Raw genomic sequence first — 19,098 nt, 5'->3', positions numbered from 1 at the left:
AAATATATATTTCGTATGTATTTGAAGGAGTGTTGATCATGTCAAGTGTTACAATATATGATGTTGCTCGTGAAGCAAATGTTTCAATGGCAACTGTTTCTCGTGTAGTAAACGGAAATCCCAATGTTAAACCAACAACAAGAAAAAAAGTTTTAGATGCTATTGAGCGATTAGGGTACCGCCCAAATGCAGTTGCTAGAGGATTGGCTAGTAAGAAAACCACAACTGTAGGAGTCATTATCCCGGATATCTCAAGTATTTTCTATTCAGAATTAGCCCGTGGAATTGAAGATATAGCTACGATGTACAAGTACAATATTATATTAAGTAATTCTGATCAAAATAAAGATAAGGAATTACATCTGTTAAATACAATGTTAGGGAAACAAGTGGACGGAATTGTGTTCATGAGTGGAAATGTAACAGAAGAGTTAGTTGAACAATTTAAACGTTCTCCCGTACCAATTGTTTTAGCTGCATCTGTTGATTTAACAGGAACAACACCTTCGGTTAATATCAATTACGAGCAGGCAGCATATGATGTTATTTCTATGTTAATTGAGAAGGGACATAAAAGAATCGCATATGTTGAAGGACCAGCAGAAGAGCCTGTTAACCGCTTGAAAAAATCAGTTGGGTATAAACGTGCCTTAGAAGAGGCAGGACTTCCTTTTGATGAAGAATTAGTTGTCGAAGGTGATTACACATACGATTCTGGAATTGAAGCTTTTGATAAGATTGATGAATTACAGGAAAAACCAACAGCAATTTTCGTTGGTACAGATGAAATGGCACTAGGAGTTATTCATGGTGCACAAGACCGTCAATATTCAATTCCTGAAGATTTTGAAATAGTTGGTTTCGATAACACAAGACTTGCAACAATGGTACGACCACAGTTAACAACTGTTGTTCAACCGACTTATGACATCGGAGCAGTTGCTATGCGTTTATTAACAAAATATATGAATAAAGAAGAAGTAGAAAATCATATTGTAGAGCTGCCACATCGAATTGAGTATAGACAATCAACTAAATAATGGAATAAACAATGAAACGAGCAAACCTTTGATTTGCTCGTTTTGTTATATAATAAAGGAGTTTAGTGTGTTTCTATTTTAATCAAAATCATAAAATTATTTATTAGGTCGAATTGGTAAAAGTGCTTTTTCAACTGTTAAGGCATTTTTTTCTTCAATTTCTGCTTTTCTAGGGATCGGCTTATAAAGATCTTCATGATCATACCAACGCTCTGGTAATTTAACTGGAGATTTTTTTTGCCATTTATCTATCCATGATTTAGGGATGGTATCCGGTATGTTTTTTTGATTCATTTCAAGCCATATTAAGCTCCATGCTCTAGGAACAACTCTCCAAATATCATATCCTCCACCACCAACTGCAATCCATCGGCCATCGCAATATTTGTGGGCAATTTCATGAGCAATTTTAGGAATTTCGTGATAAATGGCCATTGTAGCCGATAAGTGTGTTAAAGGATCATGATAATGTGCATCAGCTCCGTTTTGTGTTAGAATAACATCTGGTTTAAAAAAAGCGGCAACCTCCTCTATAGAGGTACGATAGGCATCAAGCCATGACTCATCCTCTGTGAATGCATCTAAAGGAATGTTAAAGGAGTAGCCATATCCTTTACCGGCCCCACGTTCTGTTACATTTCCTGTTCCAGGGAATAGGTACCTGCCCGTTTCATGGATAGAAAGTGTACATACATTTGGATCATCATAAAAAGTCCATTGAACTCCATCGCCATGATGAGCATCGGTATCGATATATAAAACTTTTACACCATATTTCTCCTGCATATATTTTATGGCTACAGAGCTATCATTATAAATGCAAAATCCGGATGCTTTTCCTCTAAAACCATGATGTAGACCTCCACCAAAATTTGCTGCATGTGTTGCTTTCCCTTCCATTACATAATCAACAGCAGTCAAGGTTCCTCCTACAAGTAATGAACTCGCTTCGTGCATGTTAGGAAAGATTGGAGTATCTTCTGTGCCGATCCCGTAGTTTAGTGCTTCCTCATTCTGTAATTTTCCATGTCCAGCTAATTCTACAGCTTTAATATATTTTCGATCATGAATAAGTGCTAATTCATCTATTGTAGCCATTCTAGGTGTAACGAGGTCTGCTTCATCAAGTGCCTTTATCTCTTTTAGTAGGTCATAAGTTAGTTCAACTCGTAATTGATTAAAAGGATGATCATTATGAAACTTATATTGCTGAAATAGGGGGGAGTAGACAAATACAGTATCTTTCTTTGTCATCTAGCATTCTCCGACATATCAGGTGATAATACTTGATATCCTTCAGCTTTTAGGTCATTTATGATCATTGTGACATTTATTGTTTGAATACGAAAAACAAGTATTTTAAATTTTTCGTCCGTATCAGGATAGATAAGAGCACTTGCAATATTTGCTTTTCTTTTTAGAAAAATGGAAGCAACCTCAGCTAACATTCCAGCTTTATTCGGAACCTTTATTTCAATATGTGATGCAGGCTGGTCAGCACCCGTTAGTTTTACAAATGTATATAATAAATCCGACTCTGTAATTAGCCCAACAAGCTGATGATCCTGAAGAATTGGTAAACAACCAATTCTGTTATCAATTAAAATGGCTGCAACTTCTTCAACAAAGTCTAGTGGATGTGCGGTAATAAGATTCGTGGACATAATTTTTTTAATAGGTTTGTTTAAAAAATCCTCTTTTAGCTCCAGCTGGAAAATAGATGGGCTGGCATCTTTAACATCTCTTTCCGTCACAATCCCAACCAATTGATTAGATTCGTTAACAATTGGAATATGACGTATTTTATTTTTTTTCATTGATGCTAGTGCGAGACTTATAGGATCATCAGAACGTAAGGTAATGATGTCTTGCTTCATGATTTGTCTAACAATCATTGTTTTTCCCTCCCAGGGTTTAGGTTAGCGACGATCTGTTTATCTATATGAATCAATACATGAAACGGTTTTTAAACCGCAGCTGATCAAACTTCTGAACAGATTCAGAATGGATTCTTTTTCCTATTCTAGCCATAAGGCAATTTGCTGGGTGGGAACTTATTTCAGGTTCATCTGTAGCGTACCATTCTAAACCACCAGCATTCATCATTTTTTCCATTACTTTTCGATATTCCCATACATTTAATCCAGATCCTTTTAAGTCCCAATGCCAATAGTACTCTGTTGTAATGATAATGTAATCTTCCATTGCATCATCCATCATTGAAACTCTTAGGAGATTTTTTCCTACTGAATAACCGCGGAATTCAGGAGCAACTTCAATTGCCCCTAATTCTATTAATTCCTCCATATTTCCTTCAGACCATCTTTCAAGTGGGTCAGGGTAAAGGTATGTAACATATCCAATGATAACTTCACGGTGTCTAGCTATAATAATTCTTCCTTCAGGTAATCCTGCGATTTCCACCAATGCTTTTTGTTGTTGTTTAGGCTGACGAAAGGCTACTAATCCTTCATGAAATTCATAGCCTGCAAGCTTATCAGGTAGAATTGGCCCTTCAATAAAAATACTACCGATCGGTGTTTTTAATTCTTTTGCATTATATGTCTTAGGATGATTCATTAGGTCACCGCCCTTAATTGTAATAGAATTGTTCTTCAGTTGATTCACAGATTTTTAGAAATAACAATGTGAAATTAAATTTTCAAAAAGTGATTTTAATAAAAGTCTATTATTTGGCATACCTTGTTAATTTTTAAAACAGTAGTTGTAAAAATTGGTTCGTTCCATTGCGCTCCAGACACTTGCTTTCCGCGGGGAGGAAGCTGAGCCTCCTCGGCTTCGCCTGCGGGGTCTCAGCCTTTCCTCTACCTCCCGCAGGAGTCAAGTGTCTTCCGCTTCATTCCACTATTGTTCTTAAAATAGGTATTCAAAGGCATAATCTTCCCAAATCCAAACTTGATTATAGACTAGTACGTGTATTTCAGATTATTTGTGTCTTTTTCACATCTTATAGGTAAATAAAACATAACAAACCATTTTGGATTTTGTCTTAGAAAAAATCGTATCATATTGAACAGGAAAGAAAAAAGCCTTGCAAAGTATTTTCAATATACGTTATATTCAAGTTGAAGGTGGCTAATTTTTACAATTTATTATAGTTTGTCAGTTTGATTTCATATGTCTACTATCTATTATACTAGATTAAGTTAAAAATTTAAGCGTTTACAAGATAATAAATTATATAAATTTCAAAAATTGTGAAAAATGAAGTATTGTAATATAATAGATATGTATTCTACATAAGGGGGAGTTAAGATGAAATTGGAAGCGTTGCCAGTAACGAAGGGGAATTATAATTTAACAGACTATGATACAACGTATAACTCATTTGATTGGTCAGAAGTTGAAAAGAATTTTACCTGGGCTGAAACAGGCCGTGTTAATGCTGCATATGAAGCAATCGATAAGCATGTAGAAACGTTCCGAAAAAATAAAGTAGCTCTTTATTATCGCGACCCTGAACGAGATGAGAAATATACATTTAAAGAATTAAAAGAGCTTTCAAATAAAGCTGCGAACGTCTTAAAGGATAAAGCTGATGTTGTAAAAGGTGACCGCCTTTTTGTGTTTATGCCAAGAACCCCTGAATTATATTCTGTCATTTTAGGTGCAATTAAGCTTGGGGCTATTGTTGGTCCTTTATTCGAAGCTTTTATGGAAGGTGCTGTACGAGACCGATTAGAAGATAGTGATGCAAAAGTAATTGTTACAACTCCTGAGTTACTTAATAGAGTTCCTGTAAATGAACTACCGTCCTTAAAGCATGTTGTTGTTGTTGGGGAAACAGTAGACGACTCTCATATAGATTTACTAACTGAGATGAAAACAGCAAGTAAGGAATTAGAAATTGAATGGATGGAAAAAACAGATGGGTTACTGCTTCACTATACGTCTGGTTCAACTGGTAAACCAAAAGGTGTTCTGCACGTCCATGGGGCGATGGTGCAGCATTACCAAACGGCGCAATGGGTATTAGATTTAAAAGAGGATGATGTATACTGGTGCACAGCAGATCCAGGCTGGGTAACTGGAACAGTTTACGGAATCTTCGGACCATGGTTATCCGGGGCAACTAATGTTATTGTTGGTGGAAGATTTAAACCAGAGTCATGGTATCAAACGATTGAGGATTATGGAGTTACTGTTTGGTATAGTGCACCAACAGCTTTTAGAATGTTGATGGGAGCTGGAGATGAACTTGTTAAACAATTTAACACAAGCACATTGAGACATGTTTTAAGTGTAGGTGAACCATTAAACCCTGAAGTAGTTCGTTGGGGTGTAAAGGTATTCAACAACCGTATACATGATACATGGTGGATGACAGAAACTGGGGCACAACTAATTTGCAATTATCCATGTATGGAAATAAAGCCTGGTTCTATGGGTAAACCAATTCCTGGTGTAGAAGCTGCAATTGTTGATGATCAAGGTAATGAATTACCACCTTATCGAATGGGGAACTTAGCTATTAAAAAAGGCTGGCCTTCAATGATGCATACAATTTGGAATAATCAGGAGAAATTTGAATCTTATTTTATGCCTGGTGACTGGTACGTTTCTGGGGACTCTGCTTATATGGATGAAGATGGATACTTCTGGTTCCAAGGCCGTATAGATGATGTTATTATGACTTCAGGTGAACGTGTAGGACCGTTTGAGGTTGAAAGTAAGCTGGTTGAGCATCCTGCAATTGCTGAAGCAGGTGTTATTGGTAAACCTGATCCTGTTAGAGGAGAAATTATTAAAGCATTCGTCGCACTTCGTGAAGGATATGAGCCTACTGATGAATTAAAGGAAGAAATCCGCACGTTTGTGAAAAAAGGGTTAGCAGCACATGCTGCTCCACGTGAAATAGATTTCCGTGATAAACTTCCTAAAACACGAAGCGGAAAAATTATGCGCCGTGTGTTAAAGGCTTGGGAGCTAGATTTACCTACAGGTGATTTATCAACAATGGAAGATTAATAAAAAAGAGCTGTTCAAATTTGAACAGCTCTTTTTTATTCTGTTGCTGGTTCAGAAGGAGAGGGAGTTTCTGGCTCTCCTTCTGTTTGTTCAGCAGGTTGTGTTTCTTCATTTGGTTCCTCTGGCTTAGGAGGGGGTTCTACCTTTGGTTTTTCCTCAGCATATTCCCCAATTTTCACTATGCTTGATGGCACTGATTCATTGCCAGCTACGTCAACTGCCACTACATAATAAGCAGCAGGATTGCTACTAACGGTTACAGATAATGAATTTGAAGCTGGAACACTTGCAACCTTTTTAAAGTTCGTTGAAAAATTAGCTGCAGCGTAGACACGGTATCCAAGGATGTCGTTGTCTCCATTTGCTCTCCAACTAATTCTCGTTCCACTTGCTGATACCCCACTTACTTGGCTAGGGGATGCACCATTATCGGTAATTTCTTTTCCCTCAGTTACAACTAAATTACCCCATTTCACAGTGTTAGGTAACAGTCGTTTGAGATCACTAACATTACTAATATTGTGTTTATCAAGAATTTCTTTCTTTAACATAACACCTTCTTGAACAAACTCAGAAGGAGCTGTTGAAGGAACTTTATAAGCCCGGTCTTTAACAAACACATATTTACCTCTCGTTAAGCTGTCATCAACTGTAGTTGGAACATATTTTGCATTGAAAAGATCTGTTGTAACAAGACCAGCATCTCGACATAAAGCTGAAGGTAGCTTACCGGTTAGAGCACAGTAAGAACGTCTAACAATTCCACCTGGCATTTCAAATCGATTTTTCGGTGCAACTAGTTCTGGATTTACTTCATAAGCAACATTCATCAGTTTTGCCCATAATAGAATGTTTCTTTTGCTATATGACATTCCTTTATAATTTTGCTCCAGTGGTTTTGGTGTATCATAACCAATCCAAGTTCCAAACGATACATTTGGATTTGTAGCAACAAACCATGCATCTCTATAATCTTGACCGGTTCCTGTTTTTCCTGCCCAATCCGCACTGAATGAAAGATAACTATTTAGTGAAGCAGCTGTACCGCTTCTAATAACATCACGCATCATATCAAGAGTAAGATAGGCAGTTTGGGCTGAAAATACTTCGTTTTCCACTTTTTCATGTTGAAAAATAATGTCACCATTACTTGCTTCAATTTTTTCGATTAAATAAGCATCAACAAATTTACCTTGATTAGCAAAGGTTCCATAGGCATTAACATTTTCCTCAACGGTTACACCTTTTGTCATAGCTCCAAGACTAAGTGAAGCAATTCCGTAATCTTCTTCAGTTAGCGTACTAAAGCCCATCTTTTCCAAGTAAGAAACTGGATTTTGATTCATAATCTCCATGTAGGTTTTAGCAGCTGGAACGTTGTAAGAATATTTTAATGCTGTTCTAGCACTAGTTAAGCCATGATAGCCTCCACCGTAGTTCTTTGGTTTCCACGAACCAGTCATTGGAACATCGGCAATAACTGTCCCAGGTTGAGATTTACCAAGCTCCATAGAAGGAGCATAAACGAGCAATGGCTTCATCGTTGAACCATTTGGACGCAGGGCATCAGTTGCATGATTTAGATTTTCTCGATTAAAGTCACGCCCACCAACAAAACTGATGATTTTTCCAGTAGTATTTTCAATTAAAACACCACCAACCTCAACAGGTTCTTGCACAGTAATGGTTTCTCCAGTATCCGGATCTTTTACCTTTTCAGGCTTATCACTGCCGTAATACCCATATTCATCAACCACTTCTTGCATTTTATCGTAAATCTCTTTGTTAATTGTTGTGTGAATTCGATATCCTTGTTGTCTAAGGTCCTTATCTGCTAAAGAACGATATTGTGCCTGTAAGTCATCATCTTTTTTAATTTCTTCTTCTGTATATCCATCTTTTTCTGCAAGTTTGAGCATAATGATGTCAATTGCACGGTCTTCAACCTCATATGTTAAATATGGGTAGCGTTCAATAGAAGATGGTTTCTTTTGTGTTAAGTTAGCGCGGATGTCATACGTAAGTGCCTCTTCATATTCTTCTTTCGTAATAAAGCCACCAGTATACATACGGCTTAGTACAGTTTTCATTCGATTAATACCAGGCTCAAGACTGTTCTTTACTGCCCCGCCATCATTTGAGAATGGTGTATATCCGAATGGACTTTGTGGTAATCCAGCAATAAATGCAGCTTGTGGAATACTTAAATCTTTTGCTTCAACACCAAATATTCCTTTGGCAGCTGCTTGAACACCTGCAATATTTTTTCCATTTGAATTACGACCAAAATCTGCTACATTTAAATAAGCTTCAATGATTTCATCTTTCTCAAAGAATTTTTCTAGTCGTAAAGCTAACAGAATTTCTTTTGCTTTTCTGTCAAAAGATACTTCATTTGTTAATATTTGATTTTTGATCAATTGTTGTGTGAGTGTACTTCCACCTGTTTGTACAGATGCATTTGTAAACTCTTGAAAAAGCGCGCGCATGATCGCTTTTGGAACGACACCATGATGTTCATAGAAAAGTTCGTCCTCTGTTGCAACAACAGCATTTATAACATGTTTTGAAACATTCTCCAGCTTTACTTCCTCTCGCTCGATGTCGGCATTTAATTTACCTAAGTAGACGTTTTCATCGAAATAAATGAGAGAAGTTTCTTCATAGTTGTATATATCATTTCTCATGTTTTCGTATGAACGAATGGGCTCGTCTTTTACAAGCGAAGCAAAATACCCGGCACCTACACCTCCTGCAAAGCATATACCAATAAGTCCTATAATAAGAAATAATAAAAGTAGATTTCCAATGACGTTATATGATATCCGGAGACCTTTGGCAATATCTTTGTTAAAAGGTGAGAAACGCCTTTGTTTTTCATCCTTTTTGCTCATATATGCATTCCCCCCAAATCTTATTTATTATAACATAATAAGATAAAAAATTTGTATGCTTTTGTCATGAAAGGAGATGATGGTTATTTAACCAGTTGACATTCTATTTCCTTTATGGTTAAAATTGCTTGTAATTAGTATATGGAATAGCAAAGATTGGATTCAGTAATGGGTGTCTCACTGTTATAGAGAGCTGATGGTTGGTGTAAATCAGTACAAAGATTCTCCATGAATTACGTCCATGAGCTTCTTTTTTGAACAGGGATTAGTAAACCTAAGTAGGAAAAGACGGTTTTTACCGTTATTTAGCCGAGTGAGGATTATGAAAATAAATCCTAAGTAGGGTGGTACCGCGATTTTTTCGCCCCTTCAGTGATGAAGGGGCTTTTTGCTGTTTACCTTACAATAAAATATAAAGGAGGACCAAAGATGAGTGATTTATTAAAGGACTTACAATTTAGAGGGTTAGTTAATCAAGTAACAGATGAAGAGGGCTTGGCAAAAGCTTTGGAAGAAGGAGAGATTAGCCTATATTCAGGATTTGACCCAACAGCAGATAGCCTTCATATTGGTCATTTACTGCCAGTCTTAACTCTTCGTCGTTTTCAATTACATGGACATCATCCAATAGCGCTAGTTGGAGGAGCTACTGGACTTATCGGTGATCCTAGTGGTAAAAAGGCTGAGCGTACCTTAAACACTTCTGATATTGTTCAGAACTGGTCTGACCGAATTAAAGGGCAGCTTTCAAGATTTTTGGACTTTGAGTTAGATAAAAATCCAGCTGTAATCGTTAATAACTTTGATTGGATTGGCAGCTTAGATGTTATTTCATTCCTACGTGATGTGGGGAAAAACTTCGGGATCAACTATATGCTTGCAAAAGATTCAGTACAAACTCGTATTGAGTCTGGTATTTCATTCACAGAATTTAGTTACATGATTTTACAATCTTACGACTTTTTAAAGTTATACCAAAATAATAACTGTAAACTACAAATCGGAGGTAGTGATCAGTGGGGAAATATTACAGCAGGCTTAGAATTAATCCGTAAGTCAGAGGAAGACTCAAAGGCTTTTGGATTAACGATTCCTTTAGTTACTAAGGCAGATGGAACGAAATTCGGTAAAACAGAAGGTGGAGCAATTTGGTTGGATGCCGAAAAAACATCACCTTACGAGTTTTACCAATTCTGGATTAATACGGATGATCGAGATGTTATTAAATACATTAAGTACTTCACATTTCTTACTCAACAAGAGATTGAAGATCTTGAAAATGAGGTGGCAAATGCACCAGAAAAACGTGCGGCTCAAAAGGCTCTTGCCGAAGAAGTGACAAAAATGGTGCATGGTGAAGATTCTTTAAAACAAGCAATCAAGATTTCACAGGCTTTATTTAGTGGTGAAATCAAAGAATTAACAAGTCAAGAGATCTTAGAAGGTTTTAAAGATGTTCCATCAACAGAAATTTCTTCAGAGGAAATAGGATTAATTGATTTGCTTATAGAAGCGAAAATTTCTCCATCGAAGCGCCAAGCTCGTGAAGATCTATCGAATGGTGCAATCTATATCAATGGTGAACGTGTTCAAGATTTAACGAAAGTTATTTCAGATGAAGATAAAATTGACGGGAAGTTTACTGTTATTCGCAGAGGGAAAAAGAAATACTTCCTTATTCGTTATACCAGGTAAAGCGAGAAGAGAATGAATCTAAGGATTTGTTCTCTTTTTTCTTTCAAATGTTTATTTGATCAATATAAAAAACCTATACCAATTGGTATAGGTTTTTTCAAAACTATTAACGAGAGTAGAACTCAACGATAAGAGCTTCGTTAATTTCAGCAGGTAATTCAGAACGCTCAGGTAAGCGAGTGAAAGTACCTTCTAATTTATCTGCGTCGAAAGTTAGGTAGTCAGGTACGAAGTTGCTTACTTCGATTGCTTCCTTAACGATGTCAAGGTTGCGAGATTTTTCACGTAAAGTGATCGTTTGACCAGGTTTTAATTGGTATGATGGGATATCAACACGTCCGCCATCAACCATGATATGACCGTGGTTAACTAATTGACGAGCTTGACGGCGAGTACGAGCTAAACCTAAACGGTATACTACGTTATCAAGACGAGAATCAAGAAGAATCATGAAGTTCTCACCATGTTTACCAGCCATTTTACCAGCTTTATCAAATAAGTTACGGAATTGGCGCTCATTTACACCATACATATGACGAAGCTTTTGCTTCTCTTGTAATTGTAATCCGTACTCAGAGATTTTTTTGCGTTGTCCTGGACCGTGTTGTCCTGGAGCATATGGACGCTTTTCTAATTCTTTACCTGTACCACTTAATGAAATACCTAAACGACGAGAGAGTTTCCAGCTTGAGCCTGTATAACGAGCCATGCTAACTCCTCCTTTATGTTTTTATTTTGCATAAAATAAAAACCAGACTGACTAACAATCATGCACATTTTATTTTCATGTATCCTCGCTCCAGCAGCATAGAGTTACTCGATACACCTCCTTAAAATAAAAAGGGGAATAAAATGAATTCACCATTGCACCATCAATAGGCTGCATATTTTATACACAACGAACATTATATGTTTTTCTATGTATAAAGTCAAGAACCTTTACATAAATATATAATTTTTTGAAATAATCATTAGTAAAGTATAAACTAAGTTCATTTCATTTCAATTGGAAATAAAAATATTTACTCTACTATCTATAGAATTGATTTATGATATAATGTATGAGTAATTTGACTTAGTTTAAATTTGTAACTTTTAGTGTGGGTGATTTTATGGGAGAACAATTCGTGATAACTGCTACTAAATGCGCTTTTTTTGATTTTATTAGCAAACATCATAATAAACGTTCATTATCTGATATTGTGGAAAAGCTTTCTGAAACTGTTAAAAGTGAGCTTTCAATTCGTCATGCTGTTTTTTATTTCTATAATAGTAGTGACGAGTTTTACACACAGTCTTCACCAGTTGATGATACCCCATTTAATACGTTCATTCTCAAAGATGGTGAAGCCTATTACTATGATGATCAAGTTCTACTCCCAATTTTTCGAAAAGATAGACTAAAGGGGATCCTTCAATTAAAGGGCTTTGAAAATGAGTACTCACCAGCAGTTATGAATGAATTAGCAAAAACATGTACATCCTTCTATGCCCATTGTATGGAATTAATACAGGTTACCGAAAATGAGCAGAAGTATGAAAGATTATTTCATTTAACAGAGCAATTTCATGCTTTTATGAATAAAGATGATGTTTTAGTGGAATTAATTACAACCTTACAAGAAATGTATACTGAGTTTATTTTCTATTTGTTTTTATCACACGATAATGAAAATAACTTGAATTTACCAATTAAAGATCTCGGTTTTGATCATCAAGATGGAAATGAAATGGCTATGGAAGCCTTTGTAACAGGAAAAATACAGTTTTCATTTGATGAGAAGATAAATCAAACGATTTTATATACTCCATTAAAAGGTAAGCAAGGGGTATATGGTGTATTACAAGTGGTCGTTAATCACGGGATAAACCTGGCTGATCAAGATAAAAACTTTATCATTATGCTTGCAAATGCTGCTGGTACTGCGATGGAAAATGCACAATTATACGATCAATCAAAGAGATTAATTAAGGATTTACAGCTTATAAATGAAACGTCCCATCGTTTAAATAAAAACTTACGACTGGCAGATACGATGACATATATGACATCAAGAATCATGGAATCTTTTGAAGCTGATGAGGTGGGCTTTTTCTATCAAAATCATCAAAATGAATTTCAAATTTTTCCAGGTAGTACTAAATTTTTTAATACGAATGAAGTGCATGTTTATATCGATTATATAAAAGGAAAACTTGAGAAAAATCTAGAAGGGCTGTTTTTAGGTGATATCACAACATACCTGCCGGATGGCTCCTTTGCATCAGTTATGGCTGTACCAATGGTACAGAGTGATACTCTTCGAGGCTGTGCAATTGTCCTTCACAAAAATTCTTATCATTTTTCATTTGATATGTTTAAACTTCTTCAATCGTTAATACATCATTCTACATTGGCACTATCTAATTCCTTATTACGAGAAGAGCTAGAAACGTTAGTTAAAACTGACCAATTAACACAATTGTACTCACGTAATTACATGAACACTTGTATAGAGAACTCAATGAAAGCTGATCGTCAAGGAACATTTTTATTAATTGATATCGACAATTTTAAGGGAGTTAATGATACATTCGGTCATCAAGTTGGAGACGAAGTTTTGGTTCAGGTTGCTAATATTATTAAAAGTAATAGTAGAGAACATGATATTGGAGCAAGATGGGGTGGCGAGGAATTAGCTGTTTATCTGCCACAAGTTGACCTTGAAGCAGGAACCGCCATTGCCGAAAGGATTGTAAAAAAGGTAGCGGAAAATACAAATCCCTCAGTGACAATATCTTGTGGAGTATCCTATTGGATTGCTGAAAATGAACGTAATTATAATCAGTTATTCAGCCGCGCTGATAAGGCGTTATATGTTGCTAAAAAATTAGGGAAAAATCAAGTAATCGTTGAGGATGATATTCATTAAAAAAGGTGAGCTAAGTAGCTCACCTTTTTTACATATATTGAACCAAAACATCTACAAAGTTTTCTAAAAACACTTGGTCTTCTTCATTGAATCGATCTTTTATTGGGCTGTCAATATCCAACACGCCAATTACTTCACCGTCAACGAGCAGAGGAACAACAATCTCTGAATTAGACGCTGCATCACATGCAATGTGTCCCGGGAACTGATGAACATCTGCAATTCGCTCTGTTTTTTTATTAGCTGCAGCTGTACCACAAACACCTTTTCCTACAGGAATTCGAACGCATGCAGGTAATCCTTGGAAAGGCCCTAATACAAGTTGACCTTCCTTCATTAAGTAAAATCCAACCCAATTTATGTTATCTAAAAATTGATTTAAAAGAGCCGAAGCGTTTGCTAAATTAGCAATTCGATCTTCTTCCCCCTCTAGTAAAGCTTTTAATTGATTTATGACCAATGAATATTGATCTGACTTTTTACCATTGTATTTTTCGACATGAAACATCTAAATTACCTACCTTTTGATAAATTTCCCTTATGATGAAGAACTTTGTCGAGCGAATCATAAAGGAGTTTGATACTAAATGATTGAAGATATTATATATGAATAGGAGGTGTAATGACTATGACTCAAACAAACTCCCGTGATACAAAACAAAAGATACTTGATGCTGCCATTTACTTATTTAACTCTAAGGGATTTACAGGTACCTCTGTAAGAGAGATAGCCAATAGAGCCAATGTGAATGTTGCCCACATTTCATATTATTTTAAAGGAAAAGGTGGACTTCTTGAATATCTTGTATCACATTATTATGAAGGTTATCTTAAAATCATTGAAGAAAATTACTCACATATACAATATGGAAACACCCATGATGTGCTTAGTAAAATGATTTTAGATTTATTGCATTATCAGCATGAAAACCGTCAACTTTCTCGATTAGTGTATCGTGAAGTGACAGTAGACTCTGTTTTAAATCGTGAGGTGATGACAACCTATTTAACCAAAGAAAAATATTACATTAAGTCACTATTAGAACAAGGGATCGAGGAAGGACATTTTCGTAAGGGATTTATCCCGCATTTAATCATCCAACTAAGAAGTTTATTGCATATGCCGTATTTACAGCCACAATACATGAGTGAAGTCCTTCATATTCAACCTCACGAAGCATACTTTGTGCATCAGTATTATAAAGAGTTGAAATTATGGCTAAATTCTTTGTTAGTAGACAAGTTCTCACAAGATCGTAATCTACTTGCTATTCGATAACTGCTCAAAATATTTATAGTTCTTTCCAACATCCCTAGCGCTGTGGGCATCTGACCCATAGATGAGAGGGATTTCTTGTTTTATTGCAATTTTTGCAATTTCATCATTAGGGTAGATTTCACCACAATATTCTTTTCTTAATCCTGCTACATTATAATCTATTTCCATGTTTTTTTCTTTAATTAAAGTTAAAATATCAAGTATCCATTTTTCATTTGAGAAGGTAACAGGGAACAGTTTTTGGAATTTGTTTACAAGCGTTATGTGGCCAATTCTTTTTGGTTTATAGTTTCCTAAATCACTATTAATTGAGTGAAGAACTTCATTGTAATAGGTTTCATGTAGTACTTTTAATGAACCTGTTTCGACAATCATTTCATTAAAGGTTTTATCATCAAAATCCATACAATAATATTGATCTTTTATCTTTAAAAAGTGAACAGATAAAATACTATCATCTAAGTATTTTCCATACTCATTTAAAAAATTAGTAGTTTCTTTTTCATAATCTCTTATATAGTCAATTTCCAAACCAACATTAATGGTAATTGAAGTTTGATATCTTTCTTTTAATAAAAGGATACTTTCAAAATAATCGCCAAGTTCTTCTAGTTTCATGGCACTATCTTCTTGTGGTGTTGGATCTTTAAAGCCTTTTGGAAGTGGAGCGTGTTCAGTAAATGTCAGGCAGTTAAACCCCTCTTTTATAGCCTGTTTAATATATAACTCCAGTTCATCAGTTGATCCATGTGGACAAAATGGTGTGTGAACATGTCCATCCTTCTTTAGCGGCATATTTTCTCCCCCTTTTGCTGTAACCATAAAATTTATCTTGTCATCAAGTTACACGTTTCAGCCTGTTTATTAAAGATATAGATGCCCTTTCATCATAACTGGACAAATAATGTAAAAAATTTAAAATTTGTGGTCAAAAAATGTCGTTTACATGGTATCATAAATACATTGAATTAACATTAACAAAGTCTTAGAATATATATGATTTTTTAAGGATTTTTAATAGCTTGTTAATTGTATGTTAAAAAAGGAGACTCTAAAGAGAACAATACTAATTAACAACAATAAACATATTCAACATACGAAAAAATAAATAGATACTTAATAACGCTTATCAGCATGATGTTGAAAGATGTACATCATCCGGGAACTCTTCCCTGTCATGAGGATTTTGTGTAGTACGAGGGGGCCAACTATGGAAGTTTTAATTGGAATTGTCCTTCTGATATGTATTGTATTTGGTGCGGGATACATGTTTAGAAGAAAAATATATAAAGAGGTTGATCGTCTAGAGGCACGTAAGATTGAAATTATGAATCGCTCAATTATCGATGAGTTATCGAAAGTAAAAGAGTTGAAAATGGTTGGACAAGCAGAAGAATTGTTTGAACAATGGAGAGCTGAGTGGGATGAGATTATTACAACTCAACTTCCTGAAGTAGAAGAGTTACTTTTTGATGCCGAGGATTTCGCTGATAAATATCGATTTAAAAAGTCACAAGGTGTTTTACAACATATTGACACTGTCCTTTTAACTGTAAATGAAAATATCGATAAGATTATTGAAGAAATTAATGAGCTTGTTACGAGTGAAGAGAAAAATACAGTTGAAGGTGAAGAAGTAAAAGACCAGTATAAACGAGTTAAAAAGACCTTATTAGCTCATAGTCATCAGTTTGGTAAAGCACATCGTAAATTAGATGACGCCTTAACTGAAATAACAGATTCACTTAAACAATTTGATACTGAAACTGAACAGGGAAATTATTTAGTAGCTAGAGAAGTGTTAGTTAAGCTAAAAATGGACCTTGATGTTCTACAAGAAAAAATGAATGAACTTCCTAAATTATTGACGGAATGCTCAGTGACAATTCCAAACTTAGTAAATGAACTAAAAGAAGGATACAAGGAAATGGTAGCATCAGGCTACTATTTAGAGCATATTCAATTAGATTTAGAAATTGAGAAGATAAACAATCAGCTAGAAAAGTTCAAAAAGAAACTAGAAGAAGCTGATCTTGATGATGTACAGGATGGCTTGCAATTCATTCAGGAATCTATTGATAACTTATATGATTTATTAGAAAAAGAAGTTGAGGCTAATCAGTTTGTTAAAAAAGTGAAAGATCAAATACATGATCAATTAGTTGAACTATCAGAACAAAAAGAAGCTACTGTTGAAGAAACAGAGCTTGTTAAACAGAGTTATCAACTTTCAACGACTGAATTAGATAAACAAAAGCTAATTGAAAAGCAGATATTACAGGTTGAGAAGAAATTTGCACATATTCAACAGAACTTATTAAATGACCAAGTGGCTCATTCCATCGTAAAAGAAGATCTTGAAGACATTGATAAACAAATAAAGCAGTTATTAGAAGAACATAATCAATACCGTGAAATGCTTCAAACTCTTAGAAGTGATGAGCTTCAAGCAAGAGATAGCTTAAATCAATTAAAAAGACTGCTTCTTGATACAACAAGATCGGTACAACAAAGTAATGTACCTGGTCTGCCTGTTGAGTTTCTTGAATTAATAGAAAAGGCTAAACGGGACGTTCTAAAGGTAACAACGAAATTGGATGAAATCCCACTTAATATGGTGATTGTTAATGAGTTACTATCAGAGGCTATTCAATCAGTTAAGTCTTTAAAAGAAACTGGGGACGATCTCATTGAAGAGGTATACCTAGTAGAGCAAATCATCCAGTATGGAAACAGATATCGAAGCCGTAATCAGCAACTTGCGACAAAATTTAAGCAGGCTGAAGAATTGTTTAGACATAATGATTACAATGAGGCTTTAAACGTTGCAGCTGCAGCACTAGAGCAAGTAGAACCTGGTTCCTTCGAAAAAATTCGGGAACTAATAGATGAACAAGATAAAACAATATCCTATAAGTAAAATGATAAGAGGAACCAAGTTTCGAAATAGTGGAACTTAGTTCTTCCTATCATTTTTTTATTTAGGAAATGCGAACGATTACGTAATTGTTGAATTGTTTTTCTTTGCAGTCTCAATATGTTATGATTACACATTGATAAAACTAATTGCTTGAATCATTTATTATGAATTCAACTCATTTATAAAATTAACATATAAACATAGCAATTTGGAGGAAGCAAAATGTTGTATTTAGACAACAGTGCCACAACAAAACCATATGATGAAGTTTTGGCAACTTATATGAAAGTTGCCAAAGATTACTTTGCAAATCCTTCTTCCATTCATAAGCTTGGTAGTGAAGCAGAAAGATTGTTAAGTCAATCCAGACAACAGGTTGCCGGACTGCTAGGAGTTTTACCGGAAGAGATAATTTTTACTTCGGGTGGTACAGAAGGAAACAATCTTGCTATAAAAGGAGCAGCTTTTTCTACTAATCATAAAGGAAAACATCTTATAACATCTGCTATCGAGCATCCGTCAGTGTTGGAATCATTTAAACAACTAGAGGAGGTACATAACTTTAACGTGACATACCTTCCTGTTGATCAGAATGGTAGAGTTTCTTCCGAAGATGTTAAGAAGGCGTTAAGAAAAGATACCATTTTGGTTTCTATTATGCATGTTCATAATGAAATTGGCACCATTCAGCCAATTGAAGAAATTGGTCATATGATAAAAGAATATTCAAATGCGCTTTTTCATGTTGATCATGTTCAAGGAATAACAAAGGTCCCACTTGATTTTAATAAAGCTAAAATTGATTTATGTACAATCTCAGGACATAAATTTCATAGCTTGAATGGAACAGGTGTTTTATTTGTACGCAAAGGTGTAGAACTTGCTCCACTTTTTTCTGGTGGTGCACAAGAACTCAATGTTAGATCTGGAACGGAAAGTCTTGCTGGAAATGTAGCTTTGGCAAAGGCTCTAAGGCTGTCAACAGAAAAAGCAGGAAAACAACTAAAACAAGTAAAAATTACACGAGATAAACTTATGCTTGAATTATCAAAAATAGATGGTGTTGAGATAAATACTCCACGAAATCATTCTGCACCACATATACTAAATTTCTCAGTACCAGGCTTAAAAGCTGAAGTACTCATTCATTTTCTTGGAGAAAACAATATTTATGTTTCAACTACATCTGCATGTTCTTCAAGAGATAAAAAGATGAGCAAGGCTCTTTTAGTAATGGGAAAACATGACAGTATTGCCAAATCTGCAATAAGAGTCAGTTTATCGTTAGATGATAATGAAGAAATCATCGAACCGTTTATTAAAGTGCTATTAAAAGGTAAGGAAAAATTAACCAAGGTAATGAGGTAGG

General features: G+C 35.2%; 14 protein-coding genes and 1 other annotated feature. Of the genes, 7 read left to right on the top strand and 7 right to left on the bottom strand.

Features of this window, described 5'->3' with window-relative positions; genetic code table 11:
- Positions 1–38: 38 nt before the first annotated feature.
- A complete protein-coding gene (gene ccpA, locus LPC09_RS19090) occupies positions 39–1,040 on the top strand; it encodes a catabolite control protein A (protein ID WP_098794986.1) in 1,002 nt (333 codons plus the stop codon).
- 96 nt (positions 1,041–1,136) lie between these two features.
- On the opposite strand, the gene LPC09_RS19085 is transcribed toward ccpA, so the two are convergent.
- The 3 genes from LPC09_RS19085 to LPC09_RS19075 are packed head-to-tail and all read right to left on the bottom strand — an operon-like array spanning position 1,137 to position 3,620.
- On the bottom strand, positions 1,137–2,294 hold the full coding sequence (locus LPC09_RS19085) for an acetoin utilization protein AcuC (RefSeq protein WP_231308028.1): 1,158 nt from the start codon (positions 2,292–2,294) through the stop codon (positions 1,137–1,139).
- A complete protein-coding gene (locus LPC09_RS19080; protein WP_231308027.1) occupies positions 2,291–2,935 on the bottom strand; it encodes an acetoin utilization AcuB family protein in 645 nt (214 codons plus the stop codon). The genes LPC09_RS19085 and LPC09_RS19080 overlap by 4 nt, the downstream gene beginning before the upstream one ends.
- Before the next feature lie 52 nt (positions 2,936–2,987).
- On the bottom strand, positions 2,988–3,620 hold the full coding sequence (locus tag LPC09_RS19075; RefSeq protein ID WP_231308026.1) for a GNAT family N-acetyltransferase: 633 nt from the start codon (positions 3,618–3,620) through the stop codon (positions 2,988–2,990).
- 696 nt (positions 3,621–4,316) lie between these two features.
- Between LPC09_RS19075 and acsA the strand changes: the two genes are divergently transcribed.
- On the top strand, positions 4,317–6,029 hold the full coding sequence (gene acsA, locus LPC09_RS19070; RefSeq protein ID WP_231308025.1) for an acetate--CoA ligase: 1,713 nt from the start codon (positions 4,317–4,319) through the stop codon (positions 6,027–6,029).
- A gap of 35 nt (positions 6,030–6,064) precedes the next feature.
- On the opposite strand, the gene LPC09_RS19065 is transcribed toward acsA, so the two are convergent.
- Positions 6,065–8,923: a transglycosylase domain-containing protein gene (locus LPC09_RS19065; RefSeq protein WP_231308024.1), complete on the bottom strand. Its 2,859-nt coding sequence runs from the start codon at positions 8,921–8,923 to the stop codon at positions 6,065–6,067.
- A 143-nt stretch (positions 8,924–9,066) separates the two neighbouring features.
- Positions 9,067–9,295: a binding site (T-box leader), on the top strand.
- Between the two features lie 57 nt (positions 9,296–9,352).
- Here LPC09_RS19065 and tyrS point away from each other — a divergent pair.
- Positions 9,353–10,618, top strand: coding sequence for a tyrosine--tRNA ligase (gene tyrS / locus LPC09_RS19060; protein ID WP_098794992.1), 1,266 nt, complete (start codon positions 9,353–9,355; stop codon positions 10,616–10,618).
- Between the two features lie 106 nt (positions 10,619–10,724).
- On the opposite strand, the gene rpsD is transcribed toward tyrS, so the two are convergent.
- Positions 10,725–11,327 carry a 30S ribosomal protein S4 gene (rpsD, locus tag LPC09_RS19055; RefSeq protein WP_098794993.1) on the bottom strand — a complete coding sequence of 201 codons (603 nt, stop codon included), beginning with the start codon at positions 11,325–11,327 and terminating at the stop codon, positions 10,725–10,727.
- Positions 11,328–11,730: 403 nt separating this feature from the next.
- Between rpsD and LPC09_RS19050 the strand changes: the two genes are divergently transcribed.
- Positions 11,731–13,530, top strand: a complete 1,800-nt coding sequence (locus LPC09_RS19050; RefSeq protein ID WP_231308023.1) for a sensor domain-containing diguanylate cyclase — start codon at positions 11,731–11,733, stop codon at positions 13,528–13,530.
- A gap of 28 nt (positions 13,531–13,558) precedes the next feature.
- Here the strand turns inward: LPC09_RS19050 and LPC09_RS19045 are convergent, their stop codons facing one another.
- Positions 13,559–14,038: a GAF domain-containing protein gene (locus LPC09_RS19045; RefSeq protein WP_231308022.1), complete on the bottom strand. Its 480-nt coding sequence runs from the start codon at positions 14,036–14,038 to the stop codon at positions 13,559–13,561.
- Between the two features lie 120 nt (positions 14,039–14,158).
- Here LPC09_RS19045 and refZ point away from each other — a divergent pair, with 120 nt between their 5' ends.
- On the top strand, positions 14,159–14,809 hold the full coding sequence (gene refZ, locus LPC09_RS19040; protein WP_098794995.1) for a forespore capture DNA-binding protein RefZ: 651 nt from the start codon (positions 14,159–14,161) through the stop codon (positions 14,807–14,809).
- Here the strand turns inward: refZ and hisJ are convergent.
- Positions 14,792–15,604 carry a histidinol-phosphatase HisJ gene (gene hisJ / locus LPC09_RS19035; RefSeq protein WP_231308021.1) on the bottom strand — a complete coding sequence of 271 codons (813 nt, stop codon included), beginning with the start codon at positions 15,602–15,604 and terminating at the stop codon, positions 14,792–14,794. The two genes, refZ and hisJ, sit on opposite strands and share 18 nt — an antisense overlap.
- Positions 15,605–16,019: 415 nt before the next feature.
- Between hisJ and ezrA the strand changes: the two genes are divergently transcribed.
- Complete coding sequence (ezrA, locus tag LPC09_RS19030; protein ID WP_176550940.1) at positions 16,020–17,729, top strand: septation ring formation regulator EzrA; 1,710 nt, start codon at positions 16,020–16,022, stop codon at positions 17,727–17,729.
- Between the two features lie 222 nt (positions 17,730–17,951).
- The gene (locus tag LPC09_RS19025; RefSeq protein WP_098794998.1) at positions 17,952–19,097 is read left to right on the top strand and encodes a cysteine desulfurase family protein; all 1,146 of its coding nucleotides are present in this window, start codon (positions 17,952–17,954) and stop codon (positions 19,095–19,097) included.
- Position 19,098 lies beyond the last annotated feature (1 nt).

The organism is Metabacillus sp. B2-18, from assembly GCF_021117275.1.
Taxonomy (GTDB): Bacteria; Bacillota; Bacilli; order Bacillales; family Bacillaceae; genus Metabacillus.
Note: the sequence above shows the minus strand (reverse complement) of the source record. Positions and strands in the feature narration are given on the sequence as shown.

Excerpts from the sequence above, each read along its gene's own strand:
- LPC09_RS19025 (WP_098794998.1), top strand. The coding sequence starts at position 17,952 with ATGTTGTATTTAGACAACAGTGCCACAACAAAACCATATGATGAAGTT.
- LPC09_RS19050 (WP_231308023.1), top strand. The coding sequence starts at position 11,731 with ATGGGAGAACAATTCGTGATAACTGCTACTAAATGCGCTTTTTTTGAT.
- refZ (WP_098794995.1), top strand. The coding sequence starts at position 14,159 with ATGACTCAAACAAACTCCCGTGATACAAAACAAAAGATACTTGATGCT.
- LPC09_RS19080 (WP_231308027.1), bottom strand. The coding sequence starts at position 2,935 with ATGATTGTTAGACAAATCATGAAGCAAGACATCATTACCTTACGTTCT.
- ccpA (WP_098794986.1), top strand. The coding sequence starts at position 39 with ATGTCAAGTGTTACAATATATGATGTTGCTCGTGAAGCAAATGTTTCA.
- ezrA (WP_176550940.1), top strand. The coding sequence starts at position 16,020 with ATGGAAGTTTTAATTGGAATTGTCCTTCTGATATGTATTGTATTTGGT.
- tyrS (WP_098794992.1), top strand. The coding sequence starts at position 9,353 with ATGAGTGATTTATTAAAGGACTTACAATTTAGAGGGTTAGTTAATCAA.
- rpsD (WP_098794993.1), bottom strand. The coding sequence starts at position 11,327 with ATGGCTCGTTATACAGGCTCAAGCTGGAAACTCTCTCGTCGTTTAGGT.
- LPC09_RS19075 (WP_231308026.1), bottom strand. The coding sequence starts at position 3,620 with ATGAATCATCCTAAGACATATAATGCAAAAGAATTAAAAACACCGATC.
- LPC09_RS19085 (WP_231308028.1), bottom strand. The coding sequence starts at position 2,294 with ATGACAAAGAAAGATACTGTATTTGTCTACTCCCCCCTATTTCAGCAA.
- LPC09_RS19045 (WP_231308022.1), bottom strand. The coding sequence starts at position 14,038 with ATGTTTCATGTCGAAAAATACAATGGTAAAAAGTCAGATCAATATTCA.
- hisJ (WP_231308021.1), bottom strand. The coding sequence starts at position 15,604 with ATGCCGCTAAAGAAGGATGGACATGTTCACACACCATTTTGTCCACAT.
- acsA (WP_231308025.1), top strand. The coding sequence starts at position 4,317 with ATGAAATTGGAAGCGTTGCCAGTAACGAAGGGGAATTATAATTTAACA.
- LPC09_RS19065 (WP_231308024.1), bottom strand. The coding sequence starts at position 8,923 with ATGAGCAAAAAGGATGAAAAACAAAGGCGTTTCTCACCTTTTAACAAA.